The sequence below is a fragment of the Acinetobacter sp. YH01005 genome (assembly GCF_013420465.1).
GTDB classification, from domain to species: domain Bacteria; phylum Pseudomonadota; class Gammaproteobacteria; order Pseudomonadales; family Moraxellaceae; genus Acinetobacter; species Acinetobacter amyesii.
The window spans coordinates 1-23514 of the sequence record NZ_VOYA01000025.1; the positions used below are offsets into that span (position 1 = coordinate 1).

Genomic DNA, 23514 nt, shown 5'->3' on the forward strand with positions numbered 1-23514 from the left:
CCCAGACTTAAATCCTATAGAAAAAATGTGGTCACGAGTAAAAATGATTCGCAATAAATTTAGAGTTAAAGATATTGATAAATTGTTTAAAGATTACTGTAATGATTTATTTAGTATTTAGCTATATCAGCATTTTTTGCACGCACTTGCATCGACGCATAAATATTTAAATACAACCAAAATAGCACCGCAACCAATAACGCAACTGCGATAAAACTTAAAATGATGCGCTTCGCCGATTGAAATATCCACATGGCTTACTCCTGAGCTTTCGCTTCAGTTTTGGCATGCTCTCTGTTGAGTCGCATTGTTTTTAGTGGAATCACCAATTCACCCTTTTTAATTTGAACGGGCAACGTATTTTGCACATCCACTGTCGCTTTTAATGCCGTTTTAATTGGAACATTCAAATTACCTTCAATAGGAATGTTGGTTTTTAAATTTGCATTGAGTGGAATATGTAGGTTTTCTTTCAGCACTGTTTTGACTGGCGCATCAAATTTTAAATGTACTTTTTGCTCCAAAGGCACATTCATATTCACTGGAATATCCAATTGAATCGGGATATCACCTTTGAGTGGCAAAGTCACATCCTGCCCCATGACTTTAACTTTCACTTTGGTAGTCACAGGAAGGTTTTGATTCACTTTCAAAGTTTCACGCACTGGAATCGTGGTCTTGATCGGGACTTGATTATCAAAATACACCCGTGGTGTCAGCGTTTGAGTTAAGGGAATATTTAAATTTTCATGTATAGGAATTTCAGCATTCACCCGCCCTGTCACGTCCACATCCAAGGCATCATGAATTTTGACTTCGGCTTGTAATGGCTCTTGCAGGTCGATATTGACGTTTTGATTTTCTAGCGGGATATAAATATTAAAGTGCTTAAACACCCAAATGGCGATGAGTACACCACAGAGTGCAGCAAACACAATAAATGCCAATCCACTGAGCATGTGCTTTGCTTGCAAACTAAATTCCTTTTGCTTTTTATTTTTTACAGTCTCATTTTGAACACATTATACAAACCAGTTTGCAATTTTTTTGTATTTAATTCTTTAATAATTTCATTAACTTAAAACTTGAACATTTTAGTCAGCTTTTCATTATAAACGACTCACACTCATCTAACAGTGGCAGAAAAAACAAGAACTTTTGATGCTTATGATCAATCCATTCGTCATCTATGCCTTAAGTTTTTAACCCATACTCTTTAGATAAAAAAAGAGCCTCAAATGAGGCTCTTTTTTAGCTTTCACAAATTATGCATTCGTTTCAGCAGGAATTTTTGGATAGCTTACGCCACCCATTTGTTCCGCAATACGCAATACTTGGCAGCTATAACCTACTTCGTTATCGTACCAAACATAAGCAGTTAAACGGTTACCAGAAGTGATTGTCGCTTGAGCATCAAATACACCTGCGGTACGTGAACCGATAAAGTCAGACGATACAACTTCAGTTGAGTTTGTATAACCGATTTGACCTTGAAGGTTAGAGTTGATTGAAATTTGGCGAATGTATTCATTCACTTCTTCACGATCAACATCTTGACCTAAAGTAAGGTTCAAAATTGCAAGAGATACGTTTGGAGTAGGTACACGTACTGAGTTACCAGTCAATTTACCTTGAAGCGCAGGAAGTGCTTTAGCAACAGCTTTAGCAGCGCCTGTTTCAGTAATAACCATGTTCAATGTTGCAGCACGGCCACGACGGTCAGCTTTATGGTAGTTGTCGATTAAGTTTTGGTCGTTTGTGAACGAGTGAACTGTTTCAACGTGACCATTGATCACTGTGTACTTGTCGTTTAACACTTTAAGTGTTGGTGTGATCGCGTTTGTTGTACAGCTTGCAGCAGAGATGATTGTATCTTCATCAAGGATGTCAGCTTGGTTCACACCGTATACAACGTTCTTCATGTCACCTTTACCAGGTGCAGTTAGAATTACACGTGCAGCGCCAGCGCATTTAAGGTGCTGTGCAAGACCTTCAGAATCACGCCATTTACCTGTGTTATCGATTACAAGTGCATTGTTAATACCGTAAGCAGTGTAATCAACTTCAGATGGGTTAGACGCATAGATCACTTTGATGAAGTTACCGTTAGCAATGATTGCTTCGTTTTCTTCATCAACAGAAATTGTACCTGCGAATGGACCATGAATAGAGTCACGACGTAACAAAGACGCACGTTTTTCTAAGTCACCGTCAGATGATTTACGAACAACGATTGCTTTAAGATTAAGACCACGACCTAGACCAGATTGGCTGATCATCAAACGTGCAAGGATACGACCGATACGACCGAAACCGTAAAGTACAACATCACGGTTTTCAACGTTAGTTGCATTGCCTTCAAGTGATTTCACAGCGTCAGCAACAAATGCGTCAACATCACCACCTTTTTCTTTGAACTCAACAGCAAGTTTGCCAAGATCAATTTCAGCAGTACCGATGTTTTCGATTTTCGCTAAAGCTTCAAGAATTGGGAAAGTGTTCACAACTGAAAGTTCAACGTCAAGTACGCGAGTACGACGATGCGCTTTAAGAATTTGGATAACCGAACGGTTAATTAAAGAACGACCGTATACTGTAGCTACGATGTTTTTTTCACGATATAACTGACCCACTAGGGCAATCATACGTTCCGCGATTTCTTCACGGTTTTTCCAGCGACCTTGGTGCTCTGCATGTAGGGCAACGATAGTGTCTTTGCTCACAGATACGTCCTCTAATTAATTGTAAATCTAAGCATAAATTTCAAAACCCCACAATTGTAATGGAAAACTGAAAATTAATGAATCTAAAAGCAGATTTCGACAAGGTTATTTTGTTATATATTCACTATCAATTTTCAAAATAATCATGATTAGTATTATGATTTTATAGCCGAAAGTTGAAAAACCGGCTTTTTCGCAGATTTTTGTCACAAAATTTCAAATGTAGTTTTATCAACCAGATCTCAGCACATTTAGCTCAAAGATGAACGAATATTTATATTTTTCAAATTGTGGTGTTTATTTATTTTGGGCAAAACAATGGATTTTTGAAGTCAGATCTATATTTAAAATTCAGTTATTTTTTCAGATTCTCAGCAAACTTTTCCAGATTAAAATCAAAGAAATTTACACTCAGCTCTAATATTTTCGGAAGTGCATTTAAACCATTCTCTCCAGCACTAATCGCAAAGTATCTCTGATCACTAAAAGACTGTACCTTTAAGGCATTTTCACATGGCTCAAAATCAAGATTGACGAGTTGTGACGCATGTTCCTTCATCAACATTAAAACCTGCATATAAGTTTGTCGCTTTTTTTGCTGCTGCGCTTTTAAAGCATCGGCTTCAAGACTTTCATAATCTCCAGTTTTCGTCATGCGTTTGGAAAATCCAACATGTGAGCCATGGGTAGCCGTATTTTCTACGACGGCTTCAGCAGCAAAGAACTGCTGTTGATCCTCGGTCGTCTGCAAGAGCGCTTTCAATGCCGTATGAATTTGCTGTGACTGCTGATGATGAAACTCCCACTCATCTTCGTTTTGAACATGAAAAATTTGAGCACGCCGTTTCAACAAAAGCACCTGCCAAGCTTGTAGTTGAAGTCGCAGTCGTTTTAACTCCGAACTTGCCTCAAACTTCGGGCAACTACTCAAGACGTTTAGACTCGTGATGAGCTTCTGAGATATTTGCATGCTATGGAAAAATACAAAATCATGCTGTATCTGCTCATTCAGTTGATATTGAACAGTCTGATGCAATGGCTTCAAGATCAATGCATTGAACTGCTGCTTAAAAGCAGGTAAAACCGTCGCCAATTGAGTGGCATCCTCTACATGTAGCATTAAAAGCAGATGCTTATCCACCCGTGTATATAATTGCTGCATTAAATTTTGTAGATCTAAATGTATAAAACCTGCAATGGATGCCAACTTTGAGACTTGAATTTTTAATTGTTCTATCTGCTGATTCTCTAAAGCAGTAGTTAAATCTATGGCCACCCCATCAAAAACGTCGTCTGCTAAGGCCTCATTGTGCTTTGTCGATAAAAACCGAGTTGCTGAATACTGCGTCGTCCAATCTAAATCAGGCGACAAAATATAAATAAACTCAGATGTTTGTACGATTTGTAGATATCGCGTTTTTTGTTCACGCTTTAAATAGTATTTAAAAATCGGATGTTGCCAAACCTCAGATGATTTCGGGATAGAAGCATCAAAAACTTGCCCCAACACATGTAACTTTAAGAAAATTTCAATCAAGAAAATTTTGACTTGCTGGGCAGTGAGTTGACGTGCATCACTCGGCGCAATCAAATCCATTTCACGAATGATTTGTGCGGCATTTAAAATGAAATGCTGATGTAATACATTTTTTTCATACTGTAATTCAAAATCTTCTTCTGCATCTATTTTATTGATATAGAGTAGGTTTTCTTCTAATTTTCGCGCAATTTGAATACTCTGGGTCAATATCCTAAGTTCTTCGAGCTGTATTGCCAAATACTGTGCATGCTCACGCATGACATCATATTTTAGTACTTTCATCAGCATGCCCAAATTCATCGGTACATCTCTTTGATACGACTGTGATGAAGACTCCCAACGAATACCTTTTTGCGATAACACCTGCTGTATCTGTGCTAAATTGGATTGATCAAGATCAGTGCATACTTCAGATACAATACTCCGCCAATGCTGATCCAACACAGGCTCTAGCTGTAAAAGTTTAGCGCTTTGATGAAATGGGACAACCACTGACTGCTTCCTGTATCTTGGTTCTTTAATCGATCTTTTATCGATTTCAGTTTATTTTTATCTAAAATAAATATTTTTGTACACCATCATTCAATGCTGTTCTTCCTAAACAATAAATTGAATCATGGCGTGTTTTAGTTTTCTAAGTTTAAGATTTTATTAAAAAACAGCAAGCATTAATTGTAAACTGATCAATTTATCGTACCAGCATTTTCAGTCTAAGAATCGATTCGATCATTTAACGCTTTAACATTTTTTGCTAGCGCGCGTTCATTTTGCTTTTGTTTAAACAGATGCAAAACACCTTCTATCACCAATAACAACACTGCACCCCAAATTGGAATATAGGTCAGCCATTCTTCGGCTTCTACTCGCTCCCCCAATGCGATGGATGCAAAAGCTAACAACACGGGTTCTAAATAACTCAACAAACCAAAAATCACAAATGGCAAATAACGACTCGCCAACATATAGCTACCTAAGCCAAGCGCACTCAGAAAACCCAGTCCTAAAACCGCCAAAATCAGATACGGGAATAACGACATCAGCGCTAAACTATCGCTATGAATAAATCCTAAATAAAAGGCTACAGGCAAAATTAAGCAAAGATCCCACCAAAAACCACCCAAATGATCGGTTTTAAAGGTACGACGTAAAAAGAAATAAATCGGATAAGCCACAGCGACATAGACAGTTTCCCACGCGATACTACCAATACGCCAAATTTCGTGGCCGACCCCTAAAATTGCCAATGCCACAGCAGCCATCTGCCATTTAGACAGCTTTTCTTTATACAGCACACATCCAACCAGAACCATCACTAAGGGCAATAGAAAATACCCTAAAGATACTTCTAGCCCTCGGCCATTAATTGGCCCCCACAAAAACAACCAAAGCTGTGTAGTACATAAAAGTGAACTAATGATTAACCAAATGAGAAAGATCGGTTGCTTGACCACACGCCAAAAAATTTCACTGACTTTGTTTAAATCTTTCATCCACCACATAAATAAGGTTAAAAATGGCAAGGTCGCCAACATGCGCCATGCAAAAGTTTGCTCGCTATCTAGAGGTTTTAAAAAGATGGTAAAGAAATACAAAATACCGAAAGTGACCGATGCCAATACAGACAATGCAACGCCTTTATACATCTTTCACTCCAGTCCAAATGACTACATAATCTTGATATTTTGCTTGATGAATCAAGCTTTTCATCTGGACATTCTAGCAAATAAAAAACCATGCACAGGCATGGTTTTTTAGCATTTGTTCAAATATTTAGGTTTTAGGTTTCACTGTCTGCTTGGTATGAATAATATCTGATAAATCATAACCAACAGATTGCGCATAATTTAAATATTCCTGAATCACTTCCTGATCTGGATGAGCCGAACGAGAAAGAACCCACATATATTTACGACGTGGCTCACCCACCAAAACTGTTTGATAGTCTTCATCGGCTTTGAGTACCCAATAATCACCACGCCCCACAGGCAACCAACGAATGGCTTCTGGTAAGAAACTAACTTTTAATTTCGAGTTAAACGGTGCATTTTGTACAAATGCCTCGCCTATTGATTGCTTCTTGGTACCATCTTTAGATACACAGCGATTATTTACATTAATGTTGCCATTTTCATTTAGCGTGTAAACCGCAGTCACATCACGGTCACAGCTTTTTTGAAAAACCATAGGCTTACGAGCTACTTCATACCACATACCTAAATAACGATCGAGCTCGACTTTTTCCACAGTCTGTAACGGTTTCGTCTGTGCATAGGCCATTGTGGCTGCACCCAAACCAATTAACACTGCTGCACCAAGTGCAATTTTTGCGAGTTTAAAACCAGCTTTCGGAAGATTCGTTGTTGTCATTTTTATGCCTCATTTCGATGCAAAATATTCGATGAAAATTAAGTAATTCTTTCTCTCGTGTTTTTACTCTAGCGGAAAAAATTGCTCTAAAAATCATTTTCTTGTCTGAATTATGTATGTCATTCAAACAATATTCCGCATCTTGTCTAACAAAATTATGAAATCATCTGTGCTTTTAAACGCAAGATTTCATCGCGTAATCGAGCGGCTTGTTCAAACTGTAAATCTTTCGATGCCTTCAGCATTTCTTTTTCCAGCTTGTTCATATGTTTTGCCAGAAGTTTTGGATCCGACATCAAATGACGTTCATCTGCAGTTAATGCCTTGGCCTGATCTGAAATTTTTGCATCGATTTCATCATCTGTCAGCACTTCACCAGTATCAATATCATTAACGTTTTGACGTACAGCACTACGTGGTGTAATGCCATGTTCAAGATTAAAGGCGATTTGTAAATTACGACGCCGATCCGTTTCATCAATGGCTTTTTGCATTGAGTCAGTCATACGATCTGCATATAAAATCGCTTTACCGTTTAAGTTACGCGCTGCACGACCAATGGTTTGAATCAAAGAACGCTCAGAACGTAAGAACCCCTCTTTGTCAGCATCTAAGATGGCGACTAAAGACACCTCTGGCATATCTAAGCCTTCACGCAGCAAGTTAATCCCAACAATTGCATCGTATACACCTGAACGCAATTCATGAATAATTTTAGTGCGCTCAACAGTGTCAATATCAGAATGTAAATAAGCGACCTTAATACCATATTCTTTCAAATATGAAGTTAAATCTTCTGCCATACGTTTGGTTAATGTCGTAACCAATACACGCTCATTTAAGTTTTTACGATTATTAATTTCTGACAATACATCATCCACTTGCGTTAACACTGGACGAATTTCAATTTCAGGGTCGACCAAACCTGTGGGTCGAACCACTTGCTCAACGACTTGTTCAGACTTTTCCATTTCGTAATGTGCAGGCGTTGCACTGACATAAATGGTCGAAGGAATAATCCGCTCCCATTCTTCAAATTTCATTGGGCGGTTATCAAGCGCACTTGGTAAACGAAAACCGTAATTGACCAAATTTTCTTTACGTGAACGGTCACCTTTATACATAGCCCCAATTTGCGGAACGGTAACGTGCGATTCATCAATGATTAATAAAGCATCATCAGGTACATAATCAAACAAAGTCGGAGGTGCTTCACCAGAAGGACGGCCAGACAAGTGGCGTGAATAGTTTTCAATACCGTTGGTATAGCCAAGCTGCTGCATCATCTCTAAATCATACCGTGTACGTTGTTCGATACGCTGTGCTTCGAGTAATTTATCATTTGCACGAAAGAATCCTAGTCGTTCTGCGAGTTCTTCACGAATCGTTCCAATTGCACGCTGTAAATTATCTTTAGGTGTTACATAATGGCTTTTTGGGTAAATCGTAATACGTGGCACTTTACGGACCATTCTGCCCGTCAATGGATCAAACCATCGAACTGAATCAACTTCATCATCAAATAATTCTATTCGAATGGCATTTTGATCAGATTCAGCAGGAAAAATATCAATAATTTCACCACGAATACGGTATGTGCCCCGTAAAAATTCGAGTTCATTTCGGGTGTATTGCATTTCCACCAAACGACGGATGATGTCATCACGGCTGATACGGTCACCTTCCACGATATGCAAAAGCATACTCATATAGGCATTCGGGTCACCTAGACCATAAATGGCTGAAACTGACGCTACAATAATTGCATCACGACGTTCTAATAATGCTCGGGTTGCCGAAAGACGCATTTGGTCAATGTGATCATTAATCGATGAGTCTTTTTCAATAAAGGTATCTGAAGATGGCACATAGGCTTCGGGCTGATAATAGTCATAATAACTGACGAAATATTCCACAGCATTATGCGGAAAGAAGGCTTTAAACTCACCATAAAGCTGCGCAGCCAAAGTTTTGTTATGCGCCATAATAATCGTTGGACGTTGCGTGCGAGCGATCACATTTGCCATGGTATAGGTTTTACCCGAACCAGTTACCCCTAAAAGCAACTGGTCATGCATTCCTTTCTCAATCCCCTTGACCAATTTCTCAATCGCTTGAGGCTGATCACCTGCGGGCTGATATTGTGTTACCAGTTCAAAAGGCTGTTCCTGCATCACACTCTTCTTCAACAGTTTTTATAGGGCTTTATTATGAGGGCAAAGTTGCACAAAACAATGCTAAATTTATGTAAAAAGCCAAAGTCTCTTACAGACAGAATTAATCTTTATTTAGTATAAGTTTCTAGATTTTTTCATCATCTTCAAAATTATAAAGCACCTAATTGAGCCAATTTTTTTCGAAGAAACTCTTTGAGCTAAAAAACTCATAGATAAAGCGTTCATTTACCCCAGATTGATACTTGACCTAGGTAAATTTCACCTGCAACATGGACAAAAGGACGCCACAGATCAAACTTTATGACTTATCAATATCATGACGAAAGTATTGTTAAAAACCTACCCGAAGATACTATTTTTGTTTTTGGCAGCAATATGGCAGGTCAACATACTGGCGGTGCAGCGCGTACTGCCCTAGAGCATTTTGGTGCAATGAATGGTATTGGTCGTGGATGGGCAGGTCAAAGTTTTGCGATTCCAACCATGAATGAGCATTTACAACAAATGCCGTTGTCACAAATTCAACACTATGTCGATGATTTTAAAATCTATACCAAGAATCATCCGAAGACTAAATACTTCATAACCTCGATCGGTTGTGGTGTCGCTGGCTATAAAGTTGAAGAAATTGCCCCCATGTTTAAGGGCATTTCCAGCAATGTGATTTTCCCTATTTCTTTCCGTCCATTCGTTGAAAAAGCATTACCAAAACTCACCTCGAAACTTTTACATACGATTTATCGAGATTCGGTTATTTTCGCACCTTCAACAGATGAGTTGGTTGATGTACTGGCCTTAACAGATAATGAAAAAAGTCTTGCGAAAATTGTGCTGAATACCCAAATGTACCCAACAGACAGTAATGGTCGTGACCGTATTTTTGAAATTGAAGATATTTTGCATGCGCTGAATGGGAAAATATTTGAGTTTCAAAGTAATTCTGAAGGCCCGATGATGTTTGGCGGCGTTATTTTAGCCCTACTTGAACTGTACAATATCAATGAAAAAGATTTCATCGATGTTTGGAAAGCTGAACGTGAAATTGCTGCACCAAAGCCTGAAAATAAAGCCCGTAAAGCCAGCCGCTAAAGGCTCTTTTCACCACATTTGAAACACCCAAAAAGCCAATGTCCATATTGGCTTTTTTTCTACGGTTGACTAATGGTTTTTAGCGACTTAAGTCACATTAAAAATAAAACTTATTTTACATATCACATTATTTTAATATCATTTTTTTCGTCTTATACTACTTGCTGACATTATCATAAAGAATGACGAGCACATAAAATAGACATGCTAGATTCTCCTTTTTTTGAGCTATCCCCCATTGCCATGTGGCTTGAAGATTACAGTGAAGTCAAAAAACAATTTGATCTCTGGCGTCAGCAAGGTGTGCAGGATCTCTCCACTTTTCTTCAACAAGATGAATCTCGTATTTTGCAATGTGCGAGAAAAATAAAAATCTTACAGGTCAACACAAAAACACTAGAACTGTATCAAGCACGTGACTTTGAACATTTATGTCAAAACCTTAATTTAGTTTTTCAGGCGGAGATCTGTCAAACACACATTAGAGAATTGGTTGCATTATGGAATGGTGAAACACATTTTTCCCATTCTGCCGTGAACTATACGCTCAATGGACAACGCCTAGACATTCAACTCAAAGGCATCGTGCTACCGAGTCATGAGCAGGATTTATCTGCCGTTTTAATTACGACTGAAGATATCACCTCTTATACTGAAGCTTGCCGTTTACAAGAACAAAGTCGTCGTTTGGCAGAAGCGCGTTTTCATTATTCTCCAACCTCTCTTTGGGTAGAAGATTTCAGCCGGGTTAAAATAAAATTAGATCAGCTTCGCGCTTTAGGTATAGAAGATTTTGTGACATTTTTGGATGTTCACCCCGATTTTGTACAAGAGTGTATTAAGGAAATATTGATCGTTGACGTTAATCAGGCCACCCTTGATTTATTTGGCGCTTCGGACAAAGAAATATTGCTCAAAAATGTACATAAAGTATTTGCCAAAGAAATGCTGCAAACCTTTAAAGAACAGTTGATTGAACTTTGGAATGGCAATCTACATCATCAACGTGAAGCTATAAATTATGCACTTGATGGCAGTATCCGCCACGTCTTGCTGCAATTTACCGTATTTCCCGATTATCTTGATGATTGGAGCACCGTGCAGGTTGCTTTAACCGATATTACCGCACGTAAAAAGGCTGAAAATTATCTTGAGTATTTAGGTAAGCACGACGTACTGACCAGACTCTATAATCGTTCATTTTATATCGCAGAACTCAAGCGTCTTGAACGCAATCAATTACGTCCTGTTTCTTGTATTTTTATTGATTTGAATGGACTAAAAGAACTCAATGACAGTACTGGGCACGATGCTGGTGACAGTATCCTCAGACGTCTGGGCAACATTTTAAACCAACTTATTCAGCATACGCCCTATTCTGCTTCGCGCATTGGCGGTGATGAATTTGTCATACTTTTACCGGGTGCTGATGATGCAGCACTGCAAAACTGTTTACAAAGTTTGAATGAGTTGTTATTGGTCGATAACCAATTTTATTCTAATCAACCGATGAGTATCTCGATTGGCTTTGCCACCAATGAGCTGAATGAGCGGATGGAAGATATGCTCAAACGTGCCGATCTAGACATGTATCGTCAGAAGAAAAAGTATTATCTCAATAAAGACCGAAGAATTCAGTCTGAAATACGCAATTAACATCAATCATTTGCAATAAAAAAGCCATGGTTTTAATCATGGCTTTTTTATTTAAATCTCTTAACGCTTACCCATCGAACGACGTGTACCGCGTGGTGGCATCCAAGTACGGTCAGCATAACGCTGAGGTTTTGGACGCATGTCTTCAAAGATTTCATCCGAAGCATTATCTTCAGCTTTTTTAATCGGAAAAGGCAAATTGACTAAAGCCTTTTTCTTGGGAGGGTTTTGCGTACTCATACGAATAACTCAATTGAATCTGGCGCTATTGTACAAAAAAAATGGTTTTGGTGTAAAAGGCTTTGAGTGATTAGAATCGATTGGCATATAAAGACTCAATGATCAGCTATGAATTTTATATCTATAGAGGACAACAGCACAAAAAAGTGCTTTGAATATGGTCGTTTTAAACTATTTTATTGACCCAAATCAACTAATACGCTGTCACTTATGTCAATAAATATTGAATATTTACAAATAGATAAACCATTTCTAAATTTCAAAAAAATTAGATTTTTTTACACAAATACCTAATTAAAGCCCTCAAATAATACAAATCATCAAAAATGTTACAGGATTATTACGTTTATTCTTGTTTTCTATAACATTTTTTACGCACTAATTTTGAATAATGAGCACTTAGAAAAATTATTATCAATTTACGGACATGGAGTCCTTTAAAATGAAAAAAAGTGTATTGTGCATTGCTGCTTCTATGGCTGCCCTACCTATGCTCAGTCATGCAGACTCACCATATTTTAGTTTAAAAGATGGCGATGGCTTCAAACGTTTTTCTGTCTCTGTTGGTGCTCTACATGTTATGCCACAAGGTAAAGCACAACCATTCCATGTTGATACATCAGTAAAAAATGGTGAAACAGCCAAAGTTGGTGATATTTCAATTGACGCAGTAAAAGCCAATATGGATCCTGCTATGGATCCAAACATTTCTACTTGGTTTGTCGGTTTGCTCGATAAATTAGGTACGAGTACCTTACCAGCAGGGCTAAGCGGTACTGCTGAAATTAATGGCCTACAAAGTTGGGATAACCAAGGTACTGGCCTTGAAGCCGATGATGTAACCACACTAGGCATCATGACCAACTATTTCTTTACTGATAACATTTCTTTAGAAATGAAAGCCGGTATCCCACCTGAGGTAGACCTAAACGGCAAAGGAAAAATTTATGCGCCATTTGCAGCTATTGCGACACCTGAGTTAGGTATTATCGACCTACCTGAAATCGCAATGAAGAATAGTTTGCTGATTACAGATTTAGAAGCCTACGGCCCAGCGGCATCTGCTCGTGCTTGGACACCAGCTTTTGAATTCCAATATCACTTTGGTAAAACAGGTGTAAATAAGTTCCGTCCTTATGTAGGGCTGGGTGTGATGTATGCTTATTTCAACGAATTGGAAATGAATAAGAATGTTGAGCAGGACTTGATCAAAGCGGGTCATATGATTGCAAATATTAAAGATGGTCAAGCAGGTAAAGCTCTGGAAATTGGTGAACTCCCTTATGGCACATCAGTTCCTGATAATCTGAAAAGTAATGGTAGTACACCTAAAGTTAAACTTGAGGCTACTGATGTCTTTGCTCCCGTTGCTACAGCTGGCTTTACTTACGACTTTAATGATACATGGTTCGCAGTAGGTTCAGTAAGTTATGCTCATTTAAAAAATGAAACAACGATTACTGTGTCCAATGCCGAACATGGAACTTTAATTACCTCTAAAGCAGATATTGAGGTAAATCCAATTCTTGCGTATGCAGGTATCGGTATGCGTTTCTAATTAATAACCTGAATATAAAAAAGACGGCTACAGCCGTCTTTTTTATTAAGCTATATATGGTCTTTTATTTTGAATTATCTCTTCAATCTCTTTTAAACACTTTTGAATTTCGGCTGTGTCATTTTTCTTTATTCATCCATAGTTACCTATAAAAAAAATTTATTGTTTGGTGAATTAAATTTAATCGCAACTCTGCGTTTATTCGAATACCATTGGGTTAAATTTAAAAAATGTAGACTGCTGTATGTCTGATACTCGTTTCTCAAAGCCCCTGATTTACATGCTCATTGGCAGTGCTATTATTTTGGCATTGTCTTTAGGGGTGCGTCATGCATTTGGCCTCTATCTCGTGCCGATGAGTGATGAATTTGGTTGGGGACATAACGTATTTAGCCTTGCCATTGCCATGCAAAACTTAATTTGGGGTGCTGTGCAGCCGATTACTGGGGCTTTTGCAGATAAATATGGCAGTAAGATCGTGGTCGCCGTCGGTGGTGCATTATATGCCCTCGGACTATTACTCATGGCCGTCAGCTCTACCGGTTTACTGCTTAATTTAAGCGCAGGTTTAATCCTGGGTTTGGCTCTCTCAGCCACTTCATTTCCAGTATTACTTTCTGCCGTAGGTCGTGCAGCGCATCCAGACAAACGTAGTTTAGCCATGGGTATTGCCAGTGCCGCAGGTTCTTTTGGTCAGTTCATTATGCTGCCCTCTACGTTACTGTTACTGCAAAAATTTGGTTGGTCTTCAGCTTTGGTGGTCAGCGCCATTTTAATTGCACTTATTATTCCTTTAGCTTGGATGCTAAAAGCACCAATGTATGTTGCACCAAATGCAACCAATACGCATGAAGCCTCTCTGACTTTTAAACAAATTTTGCAATTGGCTTGGGAGCATAAACCCTTTTGGTTTCTAGCACTCGGTTTCTTTGTCTGTGGCTTCCAAGTGGTGTTTATTGGCATCCATCTTCCGGGATATTTAATCGATCATGGCTTTAATGCCACTACAGGCACTATTTTCCTAGCGCTCGTTGGACTGTTTAATATTGTCGGCACCTACACAGCAGGTTGGCTCGGTGGCAAATATTCCAAACCAAAGCTGTTAATGGGACTGTATGGTTTACGTGGCATTGCCATTATTGCCTTTCTTTTGCTGCCTTTAAGCACATGGACAATCTATGCATTTGGCGTCATTATGGGTCTACTATGGCTTTCTACCGTACCGCTCACCAACGGTATTGTAGCCAATATGTTTGGCGTTAAATATCTCAGTATGCTAAGTGGTATCGTATTCTTTACTCATCAAGTCGGTTCATTTTTTGGTGGTTGGTTGGGTGGTGTGAACCACGATATAACCGGTAACTATAATGCCATTTGGATTTTTTCGATTGTCCTGAGTATTTTTGGAGTATTGGTTCATTTCATGGTTAATGAGGAAAGTGTCATTCATGACTAATTCAACACTGTGGTTCCGACTCAGTATTGCTATCAGTATTCTGGCCTTGTTGGCCTTATCCATCGGCTTATGGAGCCAAACACCTGAATTATTCGAATACTTTAACCAAGCGTTTTGTGCACATTAAAGACGTATTGAAGCAATAATTCCAATTCAAACTGCTGTTTTATCAACACTACAACAGCAGTTTTTTAGCTATTTTCTACACGATTCAATAAAAGCTGCATTTTCAGCATATTAGTATTAATAATAAGTTTTTTCATAAACTTAGCTTATTTTTTAATTTTCCAACCTGTGCTTTCTTCCATAGATTAAGTCTCAATAAAGAACAATTTGAGAACTTATGAAATGACCGCATTGACTCAACTTTCACAAGCCATCCATGATGCTCCACGTTGGCATCAAGCAGAACAATTTCAAGATGGCAATGAAATTCGTATTGAAGTGCAACATGACCAAGCTTTGGGGGCTGTGGTTTATGGTTTAGATGCGCGTAAAGCACAGTCTGGGGAAACCATTTACCGTTTAAAACAAGCGTTGGCAGAACACTTGATTTTAATTTTCAAACATCAAAGTCTAGATGATTTACAGTATCTCGCGTTTGCAAGTTACTTCGGTTCAATCTTCCGTCCCGGTGCAGATATTCCTGTGCTGGCGTCACAAGATGATACCGGTACACCACCAGACGTCGTACCTGTTTCAAATGCAGTCGGCAAAGGTGACTATACTGGACATGGTGAATTGGCTGCGCATGCAGACCATCAGTGGACTCCGCTCCCATCTTTTGGTTCATTACTCTATGCCATTGAACTGCCACAAGACGGTGGACAAACCTCATGGTATAACACCATTAAAGCCTATGAAGCTTTAGATGAAGCGACACAAAAACATTTAGACCAACTTCAACTCATTACATACAACCCATTTGTCCGTGCCAAAAATAATAAAGGCACAACGGGATATGGCGCTACACCGCTATATCGTTTCAAAAACCAACCGATTGTTGGACATGCCTATCCACATCCACTTGTACGTACCCATCCAGAAAGTGGCCGTAAAGGTCTGTGGTTAAATGAACGGTCTGAAGTGGAATTGGTTCACTACGATGATCAGTCGGGCAGTGAATTGATTGCATCTTTACGTGAACATTTATTGAAACCTGAGTTTCGATATGAACATCAATGGGAAGAAGGTGACATTGTATTTTGGGATAACCAAGCCACTTTACACTCACGCCGCCCTTTCCCTTCAGACCAACGCCGCTTATTAAAGCGAATTAGCCTAGCAGGAGGACGACCATACTAATGTTGAACTTCATGCCAACAATAAAAAATAAATAAAACAGCAAAATCCGTGTTTGAGCAATAACTCCAAATAATTAAAATTTTAAAACAATAAGAACACTGCTCAAATTACGGATGATCTATATCTAAGGCCTTAAAACCTGAAATCAAATGGTCTAACATCGCACGCACACCCGGCAGCATGCCTTGTCGTGTCGCGTAGGCAACATGGATGACCCCTTGCGGCAATTGCCATTCAGGAAATAGCTCAATTAACTCACCACTTTTTAAAGCATCACGTACAAACACTTTGGGCAAAGAAGCGATTCCCACGCCAGAAATAGCAGCAGAAATCATGGCACTAAAACTGTCGGTTCTTAAGCGTGGATGAAATTCAATTTGTTGGGTTTCACTTTTTTCACGATGTCGGAAATCCCAAAAATGTTTAGGCCGGTCAAATCCAATACACGGAAAATTTTGAATCTCAGCCAATTGCTGTGGCATTTCACGCTCAAAGAAAAGTTGTGGCGATGCCACCAAAACATGATCCCAAGCATCTAAATCTCGAACGATCAAATCACTATCCAATAAAGGCATGTTACGCACACGAATTGCTAAATCTACACCTTCCTCAATGACATCAACCCGATGATTGGTCGCCATCAGGTGCACACTGACCTCAGGATATAGCTGCATAAAATCGGTGACCATTTTTGCAACAGGCATTTCCACCAAAGCCACAGGACAAGAAATTTTAATCTGGCCACAGAGTTGATCGTTCAACGTACTGAGCACAAAGTTTTCCGTTTCGCTGACTTCCTCTAAAATTTTTAAGCAGTGTAAATAGAACTGTTGTCCTATTTCAGTCACAGTAAATTTTCGCGTATTACGTTGAATCAGACGTACACCCAAACGCGCCTCTAACTCTGTAATACGGCGTGATAGCTTAGATTTTGTAATACCCAATGCTTCACTGGCTTTGGTATAACCTTGGTATTTCACCACTTGCACGAAATAGTAATAGTCATTTAAATTTTGCATGATTGTTTCATTTTTAGAATAATCTGTTGAGTTTTTCGCCCTGTCATTCCCTCACTATACCTCAATAATAGATCTCAGCAGCAATAAATTGAGGGCTGAATTATGAATTCAATCAAACGTGTTTATCATAGTGATCGTAGTACTTGGGTGGGCGATGGCTTCCCAACAAACTCTATGCTCCCTATGCAAGAAATGAGCAATCAAACCAGTCCATTTCTCGTTATGGGCTATACCGGCCAATATCACTTCTCTCCAAGTCATCATCAACGTGGTGTTGGATCACATCCACATCGTGGCTTTGAAACAGTAACCATTGTTTATGAAGGAGAATTGGAGCATTTTGACTCTAAAGGAAATCACGGCAGCATTGCCAAAGACGAAGTGCAATGGATGACTGCGGGTCGAGGCATTATGCATGAAGAACATCATTCTAAAGATTTTGCCAAAACAGGCGGAAATTTAGACATGGTACAACTTTGGGTCAATTTACCTCGTCATGCCAAAATGACTGAACCTCGCTATCAAGAACTGACTACAGCCAATATTGCTGAAGTTAAACTTGCACAAAATGCAGGCGTGGTACGCGTCATTGCTGGCCAATTTGAAGACACATTGGGCGCAGCTGAAACTTTTAGCCCGATGAATGTGTTGGATGTGCGCTTGAATGCAAATGCTGAACAGGAATTTTCATTCAACCCACAGTGGAATAACATGATTTTTGTATTAAGTGGCGCGATCGAAATCGAAGGTCAACGCTTTGATGCGAAACAGACTTTATATGTCAGTGACCAAATATCGTCCTTGAAACTTAAATCTTTTGAAGCAACCAAACTGCTTATTTTAAGTGGCGAAGCTTTAAATGAACCCATTGCGGCACATGGACCATTCGTCATGAATACTGAAGATGAAATACGTCAGGCATTTTATGATTTTCAACATGGTCATTTTGCTTAAATATTTCCACGATAAAGTCCCAATAAAAAAACCGCCTTCTGGCGGTTTTTTTATATCTATTTTGGTATGAATTACGCATCACACTTTCAACAGATTATTGCGTGACTTTTTGATAAAACGCATCGATTGCATTGACCATTTGATCGAGTCCCGGCTGTTCCAAAGGATAATGTCCTGCATTTTTCAACATGACAACATCGATTGGAACTTGATGAATCCGTGCTAAAAATGGCTGACTTAAAGCCAAAGGTGTCCAGCGGTCTTGTTCAGGCTGCGTCAGTAAAATTGGGCAGACATCAAACTGCTCCGGTTGCGTGTCATTTTTATAATATAAATACGAATCTAGAAATTTAACCGATACAGTATTCCCTGCTGACGTTTTATCTTTTAAAAAGACCTGCAATGCCGCATCATTATTCACCAAACGGTGCATTTTACTTACCCAACGCATCGGCATTGGCAATGCTGATAATGGTGTATGTGCTGTCACATGAGCCATTGGACTGCCCACGCGGCTCATAAATTTATTCAAAGAGACTTGATCACGCACAGTTTTATTTGAAGTGTCTAAAAAGGTCATACCGACGATGCCTTTGACCTTTTTATTCTTTGCCGCCACGTGATAGGTCAACATACCACCAGCACTGAGCCCATACAAAACGATAGGACGATGATCTTTTTGTAGCTCGGCTTCAATGAGGTCATTACCTGCTTGAACCCAATCATCATAACGAATTTTTGAGCCCTTTTTGACTTGGGTGAGGCCATAACCGAGCATATCAATAGCGATAGTTTCATAGCCACGTTGTGCCAAAGGATGACCCAAAATCATCGACATTTGTCGACCATTTGTTCCCACACCATGAAACAGAATCACCTTCACTTTTGCCTGTGGATTCCGATAAGTATCTAAGTGAACAGTATGACCCTGCCAACTCCACCACTCTTCTTTGGGTCGCTGCGTTTCTGTTAAATGGTATTCTTTGGGTAGATAGTGCTGAATGCCCTGCCAACTGTTTTGATCTGTATAACTTACTAATGCTTGTGAAGCAAGTAGCTGATCATCTGCAAATGCCATGATTGAAAGTAACGATGCAATGCTACTCATTAACCACTTCAATAAAGCGCTCAAAATTTTTGATAAGGTGTCTGATTTTGGAGAAGTCATTTTTAGACAATTTTTTATGTGTATGTGCTGATGCTAATCAGCGGCGGAAACCGACGCCATGTGCATGTGGGACAGCACTATGTCACTTCGTCCAATTATCTTTTTCCCTGCTAAGCACTTCAAAATATTTTTGAAGCAGGATTTACATACTCCTGCAATAATCAGCCTTTAAGATCTTTTAACTTTCATAATTTTATCCTTTAGAAATTCATAACCTTACTTTTGATTTTAAATATTGGTAACGCATGAGCCAGTCCAAACCACAACGAAACCTTGTCATCTTTCTCACCTTTTTAAGATTAGGGTGTATTGCATTTGGTGGACCTGCGGCACATTTGGTGTTGTTTTTTCAATATTTTGTGAAACAAGAAAAATGGATAACAGAGCATGAATATGCGCATTTGCTTGCCTTGGCTCAAGTCCTTCCAGGCCCAACAAGTAGCCAGCTCGGCATGGCGATTGGATTTCAACTCAACCGCTATCAAGGTGCTTGTTTTGCATGGTTAGGATTTACTTTACCTTCAGCCCTGCTGATGTATGCCGCGGCCACTTTAAGTATAAAACTCAGTAATCAACTCTCAACTTTATTCTTTCATGTTATTCAGTTAATTGTACTAGCCGTTGTTGCATGGGCATTTTGGCAAATGATGCGAAGCTTCTGTAAAACAAAATTTCAGTATCTAGTCATGCTTTTAGCTGCATTTTTTATTTATTTCTTTCAATTTTCTCTAAATCAAGTTTTGGTGATTTTATGCGCTGCAATTATCGGTTTAGTTTTATCGTCAAATCTATTACGCAGCCAAAAGCCAAATATCGCCGAAACAGTTCCACCCAAACATGACAATGTTAGCCGGAATGCACATGAAAATACTTGCACCTCTTGGCTATGGCTTCTCGCCTTTATCAGCCCTTTTTTCGTTCTGCCATTCTTCGATATACAACATAGCAATATATTGGCTTTCAGCTTAGAAAGCTTCTACCGCACAGCATCCCTCGTCTTTGGTGGTGGACATATTATTTTGCCATTTTTACATCAGGACTTTGTCTCTACAGGACTGATCAGTAATGAAAATTTTGACTTAGGCTATGCCCTTGCACAACTCATGCCGGGACCTTTGTTTAGTTTCGCCGCCTATCTCGGCACACTTTTACCCATGACCGATGTGCCAATCTTGAATGCCGCACTCGCGACGTTAGCGATATTTTTACCATCATTTTTATTATTGTTTGGCTTATTGCCCTATTGGAATAAATTGATGAAATACCCGATGCTTTTTGGCACCTTAAAAATAATCAATGCGGCTGTCGTTGGTTTATTACTGTGTCTACTATTTCAAATGAGCCAAAAATACATCATTCAATGGACAGACTTTATATTTGTTGCCGTCGTTATTGCTTTACTTCGCAGCAAACTGCCAGTTTGGTTCAGCTTAATAAGCAGTTTTATCGGCTATTACGCTTTTTTAACTTTTCTGCCTTTTTAAACTTAAGCAAAAAAAACTAGAACTCAAGGAGTAAATTAATCCTCATCGATTAAGCTTGCGCCCTTGACCACTGTTTTCCCCTCGACTTGATCTAGTTGATAATGCTGCACATCACTATACTGTTTGATCATTTCAACCAGTTCATTGGAATGTGTGGTCAACCAAAGCTGCGTATAGCGACTTGCTTCGGCAATCAGCATCGCCAAGGCAGGTAATAAATCGGGATGCAAGCTATTTTCTGGCTCATTCAGTGCCATAAAATTTGGGGGCCTAGGACTCAACAAAGCCACGGCTAAACACAGAAACCGTAAAGTCCCATCTGAAAATTCTGCACTTTCTAAAGGTCTTAAGATCCCTTGCTTTTGCATCATCATTTGAAAGCGCCCACCCATTTCCTGCACATAAAATTGGGTCTGCGGAAAGGCTTTTTCTAGTACTTCAAACAAGGTTTCACTGTTGCCACGCTCACGTAAAGTTTCAAAAGCCGCAGCTAAATTTGTACCATCATGCGCTAAAACTGGCGAACGAATGCCCACCTGTGGGACACGGATCGGTGAATTTCCACTGACAGAAAACTCATGATAAAAGCGCCAGTTTTTCATGGTCTCACGCACTTGTGAAACTTCGGGATATAAGTGTGGATCGGACAATTGTCCAAACACCGACTCTTCAGGTGTTAAAGACATCGGATAAGCAATCCGTTCTTCATCAACATTTTTAAGAAATGCTGCTTGGTTGGTTCTCTCTAACAACTCGCTCATTTTTCGACGTTGATAGCCGCTCAACCAAATTCCTTCTACTTTGACCAAAGGATCGAGTGCAAACAAGGTGATGAGCGGTTCAGGAAAACCTATTTCAAGTTGATATTCATAATGCTCCATCTCCACTGCAAGCTTCATGCGCTTAGGGTCTTTCGATCGATCACCCGCACGGTGACCACCTGCCCACATGATTTTTTGAATCCCGCCCTCATTTGCAATAGCTTGGGATAATTGGCCATTTGCAGCTTCATGCAGGAGACGTACAGCTTTATATAGATTGGATTTACCACAACCATTCGGACCACTGACGATATTCAGACGCGATAAGGTCAGATTCATATGATGAATAGATCGAAAACCTTGAATGGTCACTGAACGGATCGTCATGGGCTACCTAAAATGAGTTGGAAATGCTGATGATTATGAGTTTATTGACTGTATATTTTGTATGCACTTTATTCTACCCATAAAAAACCCGCAAGCCGAAACTTACGGGTCTTTCATTGCACATTCTAAGTTCAATTTAACCTTAGAATAAGCGGTTCATACCATTCAATGTTGCAACACGGTACGCTTCCGCCATAGTCGGATAGTTAAATGTGGTTTCTACGAAGTATTTAATCGTATTGTTCGGGCTGTTCATCACGGCCTGACCAATGTGGATAATTTCCGCAGCATTATTACCAAAGCAATGAACGCCTAAAATTTCTAAAGTATCACGATGGAACAAAATTTTAAGCTCGCCCACGGTATCACCGGTAATTTGCGCACGTGCCAAATGACGGAAAGATGCCTGACCCACTTCATACGGAATTTTTTCTTCAGTTAACTGTTGTTCAGTTTTACCAATCGAAGAAATTTCAGGAATAGTATAAATACCTGTAGGAATATCCGTTACAGGTGCAATTCCTTCTTCACCGCTCATGTTAGAACCAGCACAGCGACCTTGGTCATATGCAGCAGATGCAAGTGAAGGCCAACCGATTACATCACCCGCAGCAAAGATATTCTCTACTTCAGTTTGATATTGATCATTCACGGTTAATTGACCACGGCTGTTTGGTTTGATACCTACATTTTCTAGGCCTAAACCATCGGTATTACCAGAACGGCCGTTACACCACAAAATCGCATCCGCTTTAATTTTCTTACCACTTTGCAAGTGAAGAACCACGTGATCATCATGTGTTTCAAGATGATCAATCTGCTCGTTGTGGCGAATCAGTACACCCTGCTCACGTAAACGATATGACAATGCATCTGAGATTTCATCGTCTAAATAGCTGAGTAATTTGTGCTGTGTATTGATCAAGTCTACTTTATGGTCTAAACCAATAAAGATAGACGCATATTCACAACCAATCACACCTGCACCATAAATGATGATTTTTTGGATTGAATAATCCAGATCCAAAATTTTGTCTGAATCAAATACGCGAGGATGATTAAAGTCTAAAGCAGCAGGACGGTAAGGACGTGAACCTGTCGCAATCACTAATTGCTGGAATACTAAAGTTTCCGTCATACCTTCATTGCTAAAAATCAAAACAGTGTTTTGATCTTGGATATACGCACGGCCGTGGAAAATATCAATTTTATTACGGTCATAAAAACGTGAATGCGTTTCAACTTGTTGTTGAATCACTTTATGCGCATTACGTAACACCTGTTTCATCGTGAACTGTTTCCATTCACCGACTTTTTGGAACATAGGGTCACGTTGGTAACGTAAAATGCTTGAAACGGTCTGACGTAATGCTTTACTTGGAATTGTTCCTACATGGGTACAGTTACCACCAAGCTGTTCACGCATATCTACAATTGCAACTCGCTTACCTGATTTAGCAAGTTTCATTGCAGCGCCTTCACCCGCAGGGCCAGAACCCAGAACTACCGCATCGTATTTCACGAAAGTTCCACTAACGACCTCTTTCTTACGTGGCATTCAACGCTCCTTTACAAATATTCTTTAATCTAGGCTGTATTATGACGTATATCCTAACTTTTTTGGATATTT

At 39.4% G+C, this 23514-nt stretch carries 20 protein-coding genes; 8 read left to right on the top strand and 12 right to left on the bottom strand.

Features of this window, described 5'->3' with window-relative positions:
• Positions 1–110: 110 nt before the first annotated feature.
• The 7 genes from FTT72_RS13895 to uvrB form a co-directional block, all read right to left on the bottom strand.
• Entirely contained in the window at positions 111–254 is a 144-nt protein-coding gene (locus FTT72_RS13895) for a hypothetical protein (RefSeq protein WP_180178563.1), read from the bottom strand.
• Positions 255–257: 3 nt separating this feature from the next.
• Complete coding sequence (locus FTT72_RS13900; protein WP_218949720.1) at positions 258–959, bottom strand: MFS transporter; 702 nt, start codon at positions 957–959, stop codon at positions 258–260.
• 306 nt (positions 960–1265) lie between these two features.
• A complete protein-coding gene (locus FTT72_RS13905) occupies positions 1266–2723 on the bottom strand; it encodes a glyceraldehyde-3-phosphate dehydrogenase (RefSeq protein ID WP_168379186.1) in 1458 nt (485 codons plus the stop codon).
• A gap of 355 nt (positions 2724–3078) precedes the next feature.
• Entirely contained in the window at positions 3079–4755 is a 1677-nt protein-coding gene (locus FTT72_RS13910; protein ID WP_180178564.1) for a hypothetical protein, read from the bottom strand.
• 218 nt (positions 4756–4973) lie between these two features.
• Entirely contained in the window at positions 4974–5906 is a 933-nt protein-coding gene (gene rarD, locus FTT72_RS13915) for an EamA family transporter RarD (RefSeq protein WP_180171071.1), read from the bottom strand.
• Between the two features lie 127 nt (positions 5907–6033).
• Positions 6034–6630, bottom strand: a complete 597-nt coding sequence (locus FTT72_RS13920) for a lipocalin family protein (RefSeq protein WP_180010426.1) — start codon at positions 6628–6630, stop codon at positions 6034–6036.
• Between the two features lie 155 nt (positions 6631–6785).
• Positions 6786–8807: an excinuclease ABC subunit UvrB gene (uvrB, locus tag FTT72_RS13925; RefSeq protein ID WP_180040495.1), complete on the bottom strand. Its 2022-nt coding sequence runs from the start codon at positions 8805–8807 to the stop codon at positions 6786–6788.
• A 300-nt stretch (positions 8808–9107) separates the two neighbouring features.
• On the opposite strand from uvrB, the gene FTT72_RS13930 reads away from it, so the two are divergent.
• Together FTT72_RS13930 and FTT72_RS13935 are read left to right on the top strand one after the other, a co-directional pair.
• Positions 9108–9896: a hypothetical protein gene (locus FTT72_RS13930; protein WP_180178565.1), complete on the top strand. Its 789-nt coding sequence runs from the start codon at positions 9108–9110 to the stop codon at positions 9894–9896.
• A 198-nt stretch (positions 9897–10094) separates the two neighbouring features.
• Positions 10095–11552, top strand: coding sequence for a sensor domain-containing diguanylate cyclase (locus tag FTT72_RS13935; RefSeq protein WP_180178573.1), 1458 nt, complete (start codon positions 10095–10097; stop codon positions 11550–11552).
• Positions 11553–11612: 60 nt separating this feature from the next.
• Here FTT72_RS13935 and FTT72_RS13940 read toward each other — a convergent pair whose 3' ends face one another.
• A complete protein-coding gene (locus tag FTT72_RS13940) occupies positions 11613–11792 on the bottom strand; it encodes a hypothetical protein (protein WP_078190224.1) in 180 nt (59 codons plus the stop codon).
• 442 nt (positions 11793–12234) lie between these two features.
• Between FTT72_RS13940 and FTT72_RS13945 the strand changes: the two genes are divergently transcribed.
• The 4 genes from FTT72_RS13945 to FTT72_RS13955 all read left to right on the top strand — a co-directional run bounded on the left by FTT72_RS13945 (position 12235) and on the right by FTT72_RS13955 (position 16111).
• Complete coding sequence (locus FTT72_RS13945; protein ID WP_180178566.1) at positions 12235–13350, top strand: OmpW family protein; 1116 nt, start codon at positions 12235–12237, stop codon at positions 13348–13350.
• A 244-nt stretch (positions 13351–13594) separates the two neighbouring features.
• Complete coding sequence (locus tag FTT72_RS13950) at positions 13595–14806, top strand: MFS transporter (RefSeq protein ID WP_180004934.1); 1212 nt, start codon at positions 13595–13597, stop codon at positions 14804–14806.
• Positions 14799–14933, top strand: a complete 135-nt coding sequence (locus FTT72_RS16340; RefSeq protein WP_257221407.1) for a hypothetical protein — start codon at positions 14799–14801, stop codon at positions 14931–14933. The genes FTT72_RS13950 and FTT72_RS16340 overlap by 8 nt, the downstream gene beginning before the upstream one ends.
• A gap of 221 nt (positions 14934–15154) precedes the next feature.
• Complete coding sequence (locus FTT72_RS13955; RefSeq protein ID WP_180170995.1) at positions 15155–16111, top strand: TauD/TfdA family dioxygenase; 957 nt, start codon at positions 15155–15157, stop codon at positions 16109–16111.
• A 107-nt stretch (positions 16112–16218) separates the two neighbouring features.
• Here the strand turns inward: FTT72_RS13955 and FTT72_RS13960 are convergent, their stop codons facing one another.
• A complete protein-coding gene (locus FTT72_RS13960) occupies positions 16219–17130 on the bottom strand; it encodes a LysR substrate-binding domain-containing protein (protein ID WP_180178567.1) in 912 nt (303 codons plus the stop codon).
• Between the two features lie 102 nt (positions 17131–17232).
• Here FTT72_RS13960 and FTT72_RS13965 point away from each other — a divergent pair, with 102 nt between their 5' ends.
• Complete coding sequence (locus FTT72_RS13965) at positions 17233–18084, top strand: pirin family protein (RefSeq protein ID WP_180178568.1); 852 nt, start codon at positions 17233–17235, stop codon at positions 18082–18084.
• Between the two features lie 94 nt (positions 18085–18178).
• On the opposite strand, the gene FTT72_RS13970 is transcribed toward FTT72_RS13965, so the two are convergent.
• A complete protein-coding gene (locus FTT72_RS13970; protein WP_373686928.1) occupies positions 18179–19162 on the bottom strand; it encodes an alpha/beta hydrolase in 984 nt (327 codons plus the stop codon).
• Between the two features lie 335 nt (positions 19163–19497).
• On the opposite strand from FTT72_RS13970, the gene chrA reads away from it, so the two are divergent.
• Positions 19498–20736 (top strand): chromate efflux transporter, encoded by a 1239-nt coding sequence (chrA, locus tag FTT72_RS13975; RefSeq protein WP_180178570.1) that lies wholly within the window; start codon positions 19498–19500, stop codon positions 20734–20736.
• Positions 20737–20771: 35 nt separating this feature from the next.
• Here the strand turns inward: chrA and FTT72_RS13980 are convergent, their stop codons facing one another.
• Complete coding sequence (locus FTT72_RS13980) at positions 20772–21884, bottom strand: AAA family ATPase (protein ID WP_111885530.1); 1113 nt, start codon at positions 21882–21884, stop codon at positions 20772–20774.
• Positions 21885–22026: 142 nt separating this feature from the next.
• Positions 22027–23442, bottom strand: a complete 1416-nt coding sequence (gene sthA, locus FTT72_RS13985) for a Si-specific NAD(P)(+) transhydrogenase (protein WP_078190237.1) — start codon at positions 23440–23442, stop codon at positions 22027–22029.
• Positions 23443–23514 lie beyond the last annotated feature (72 nt).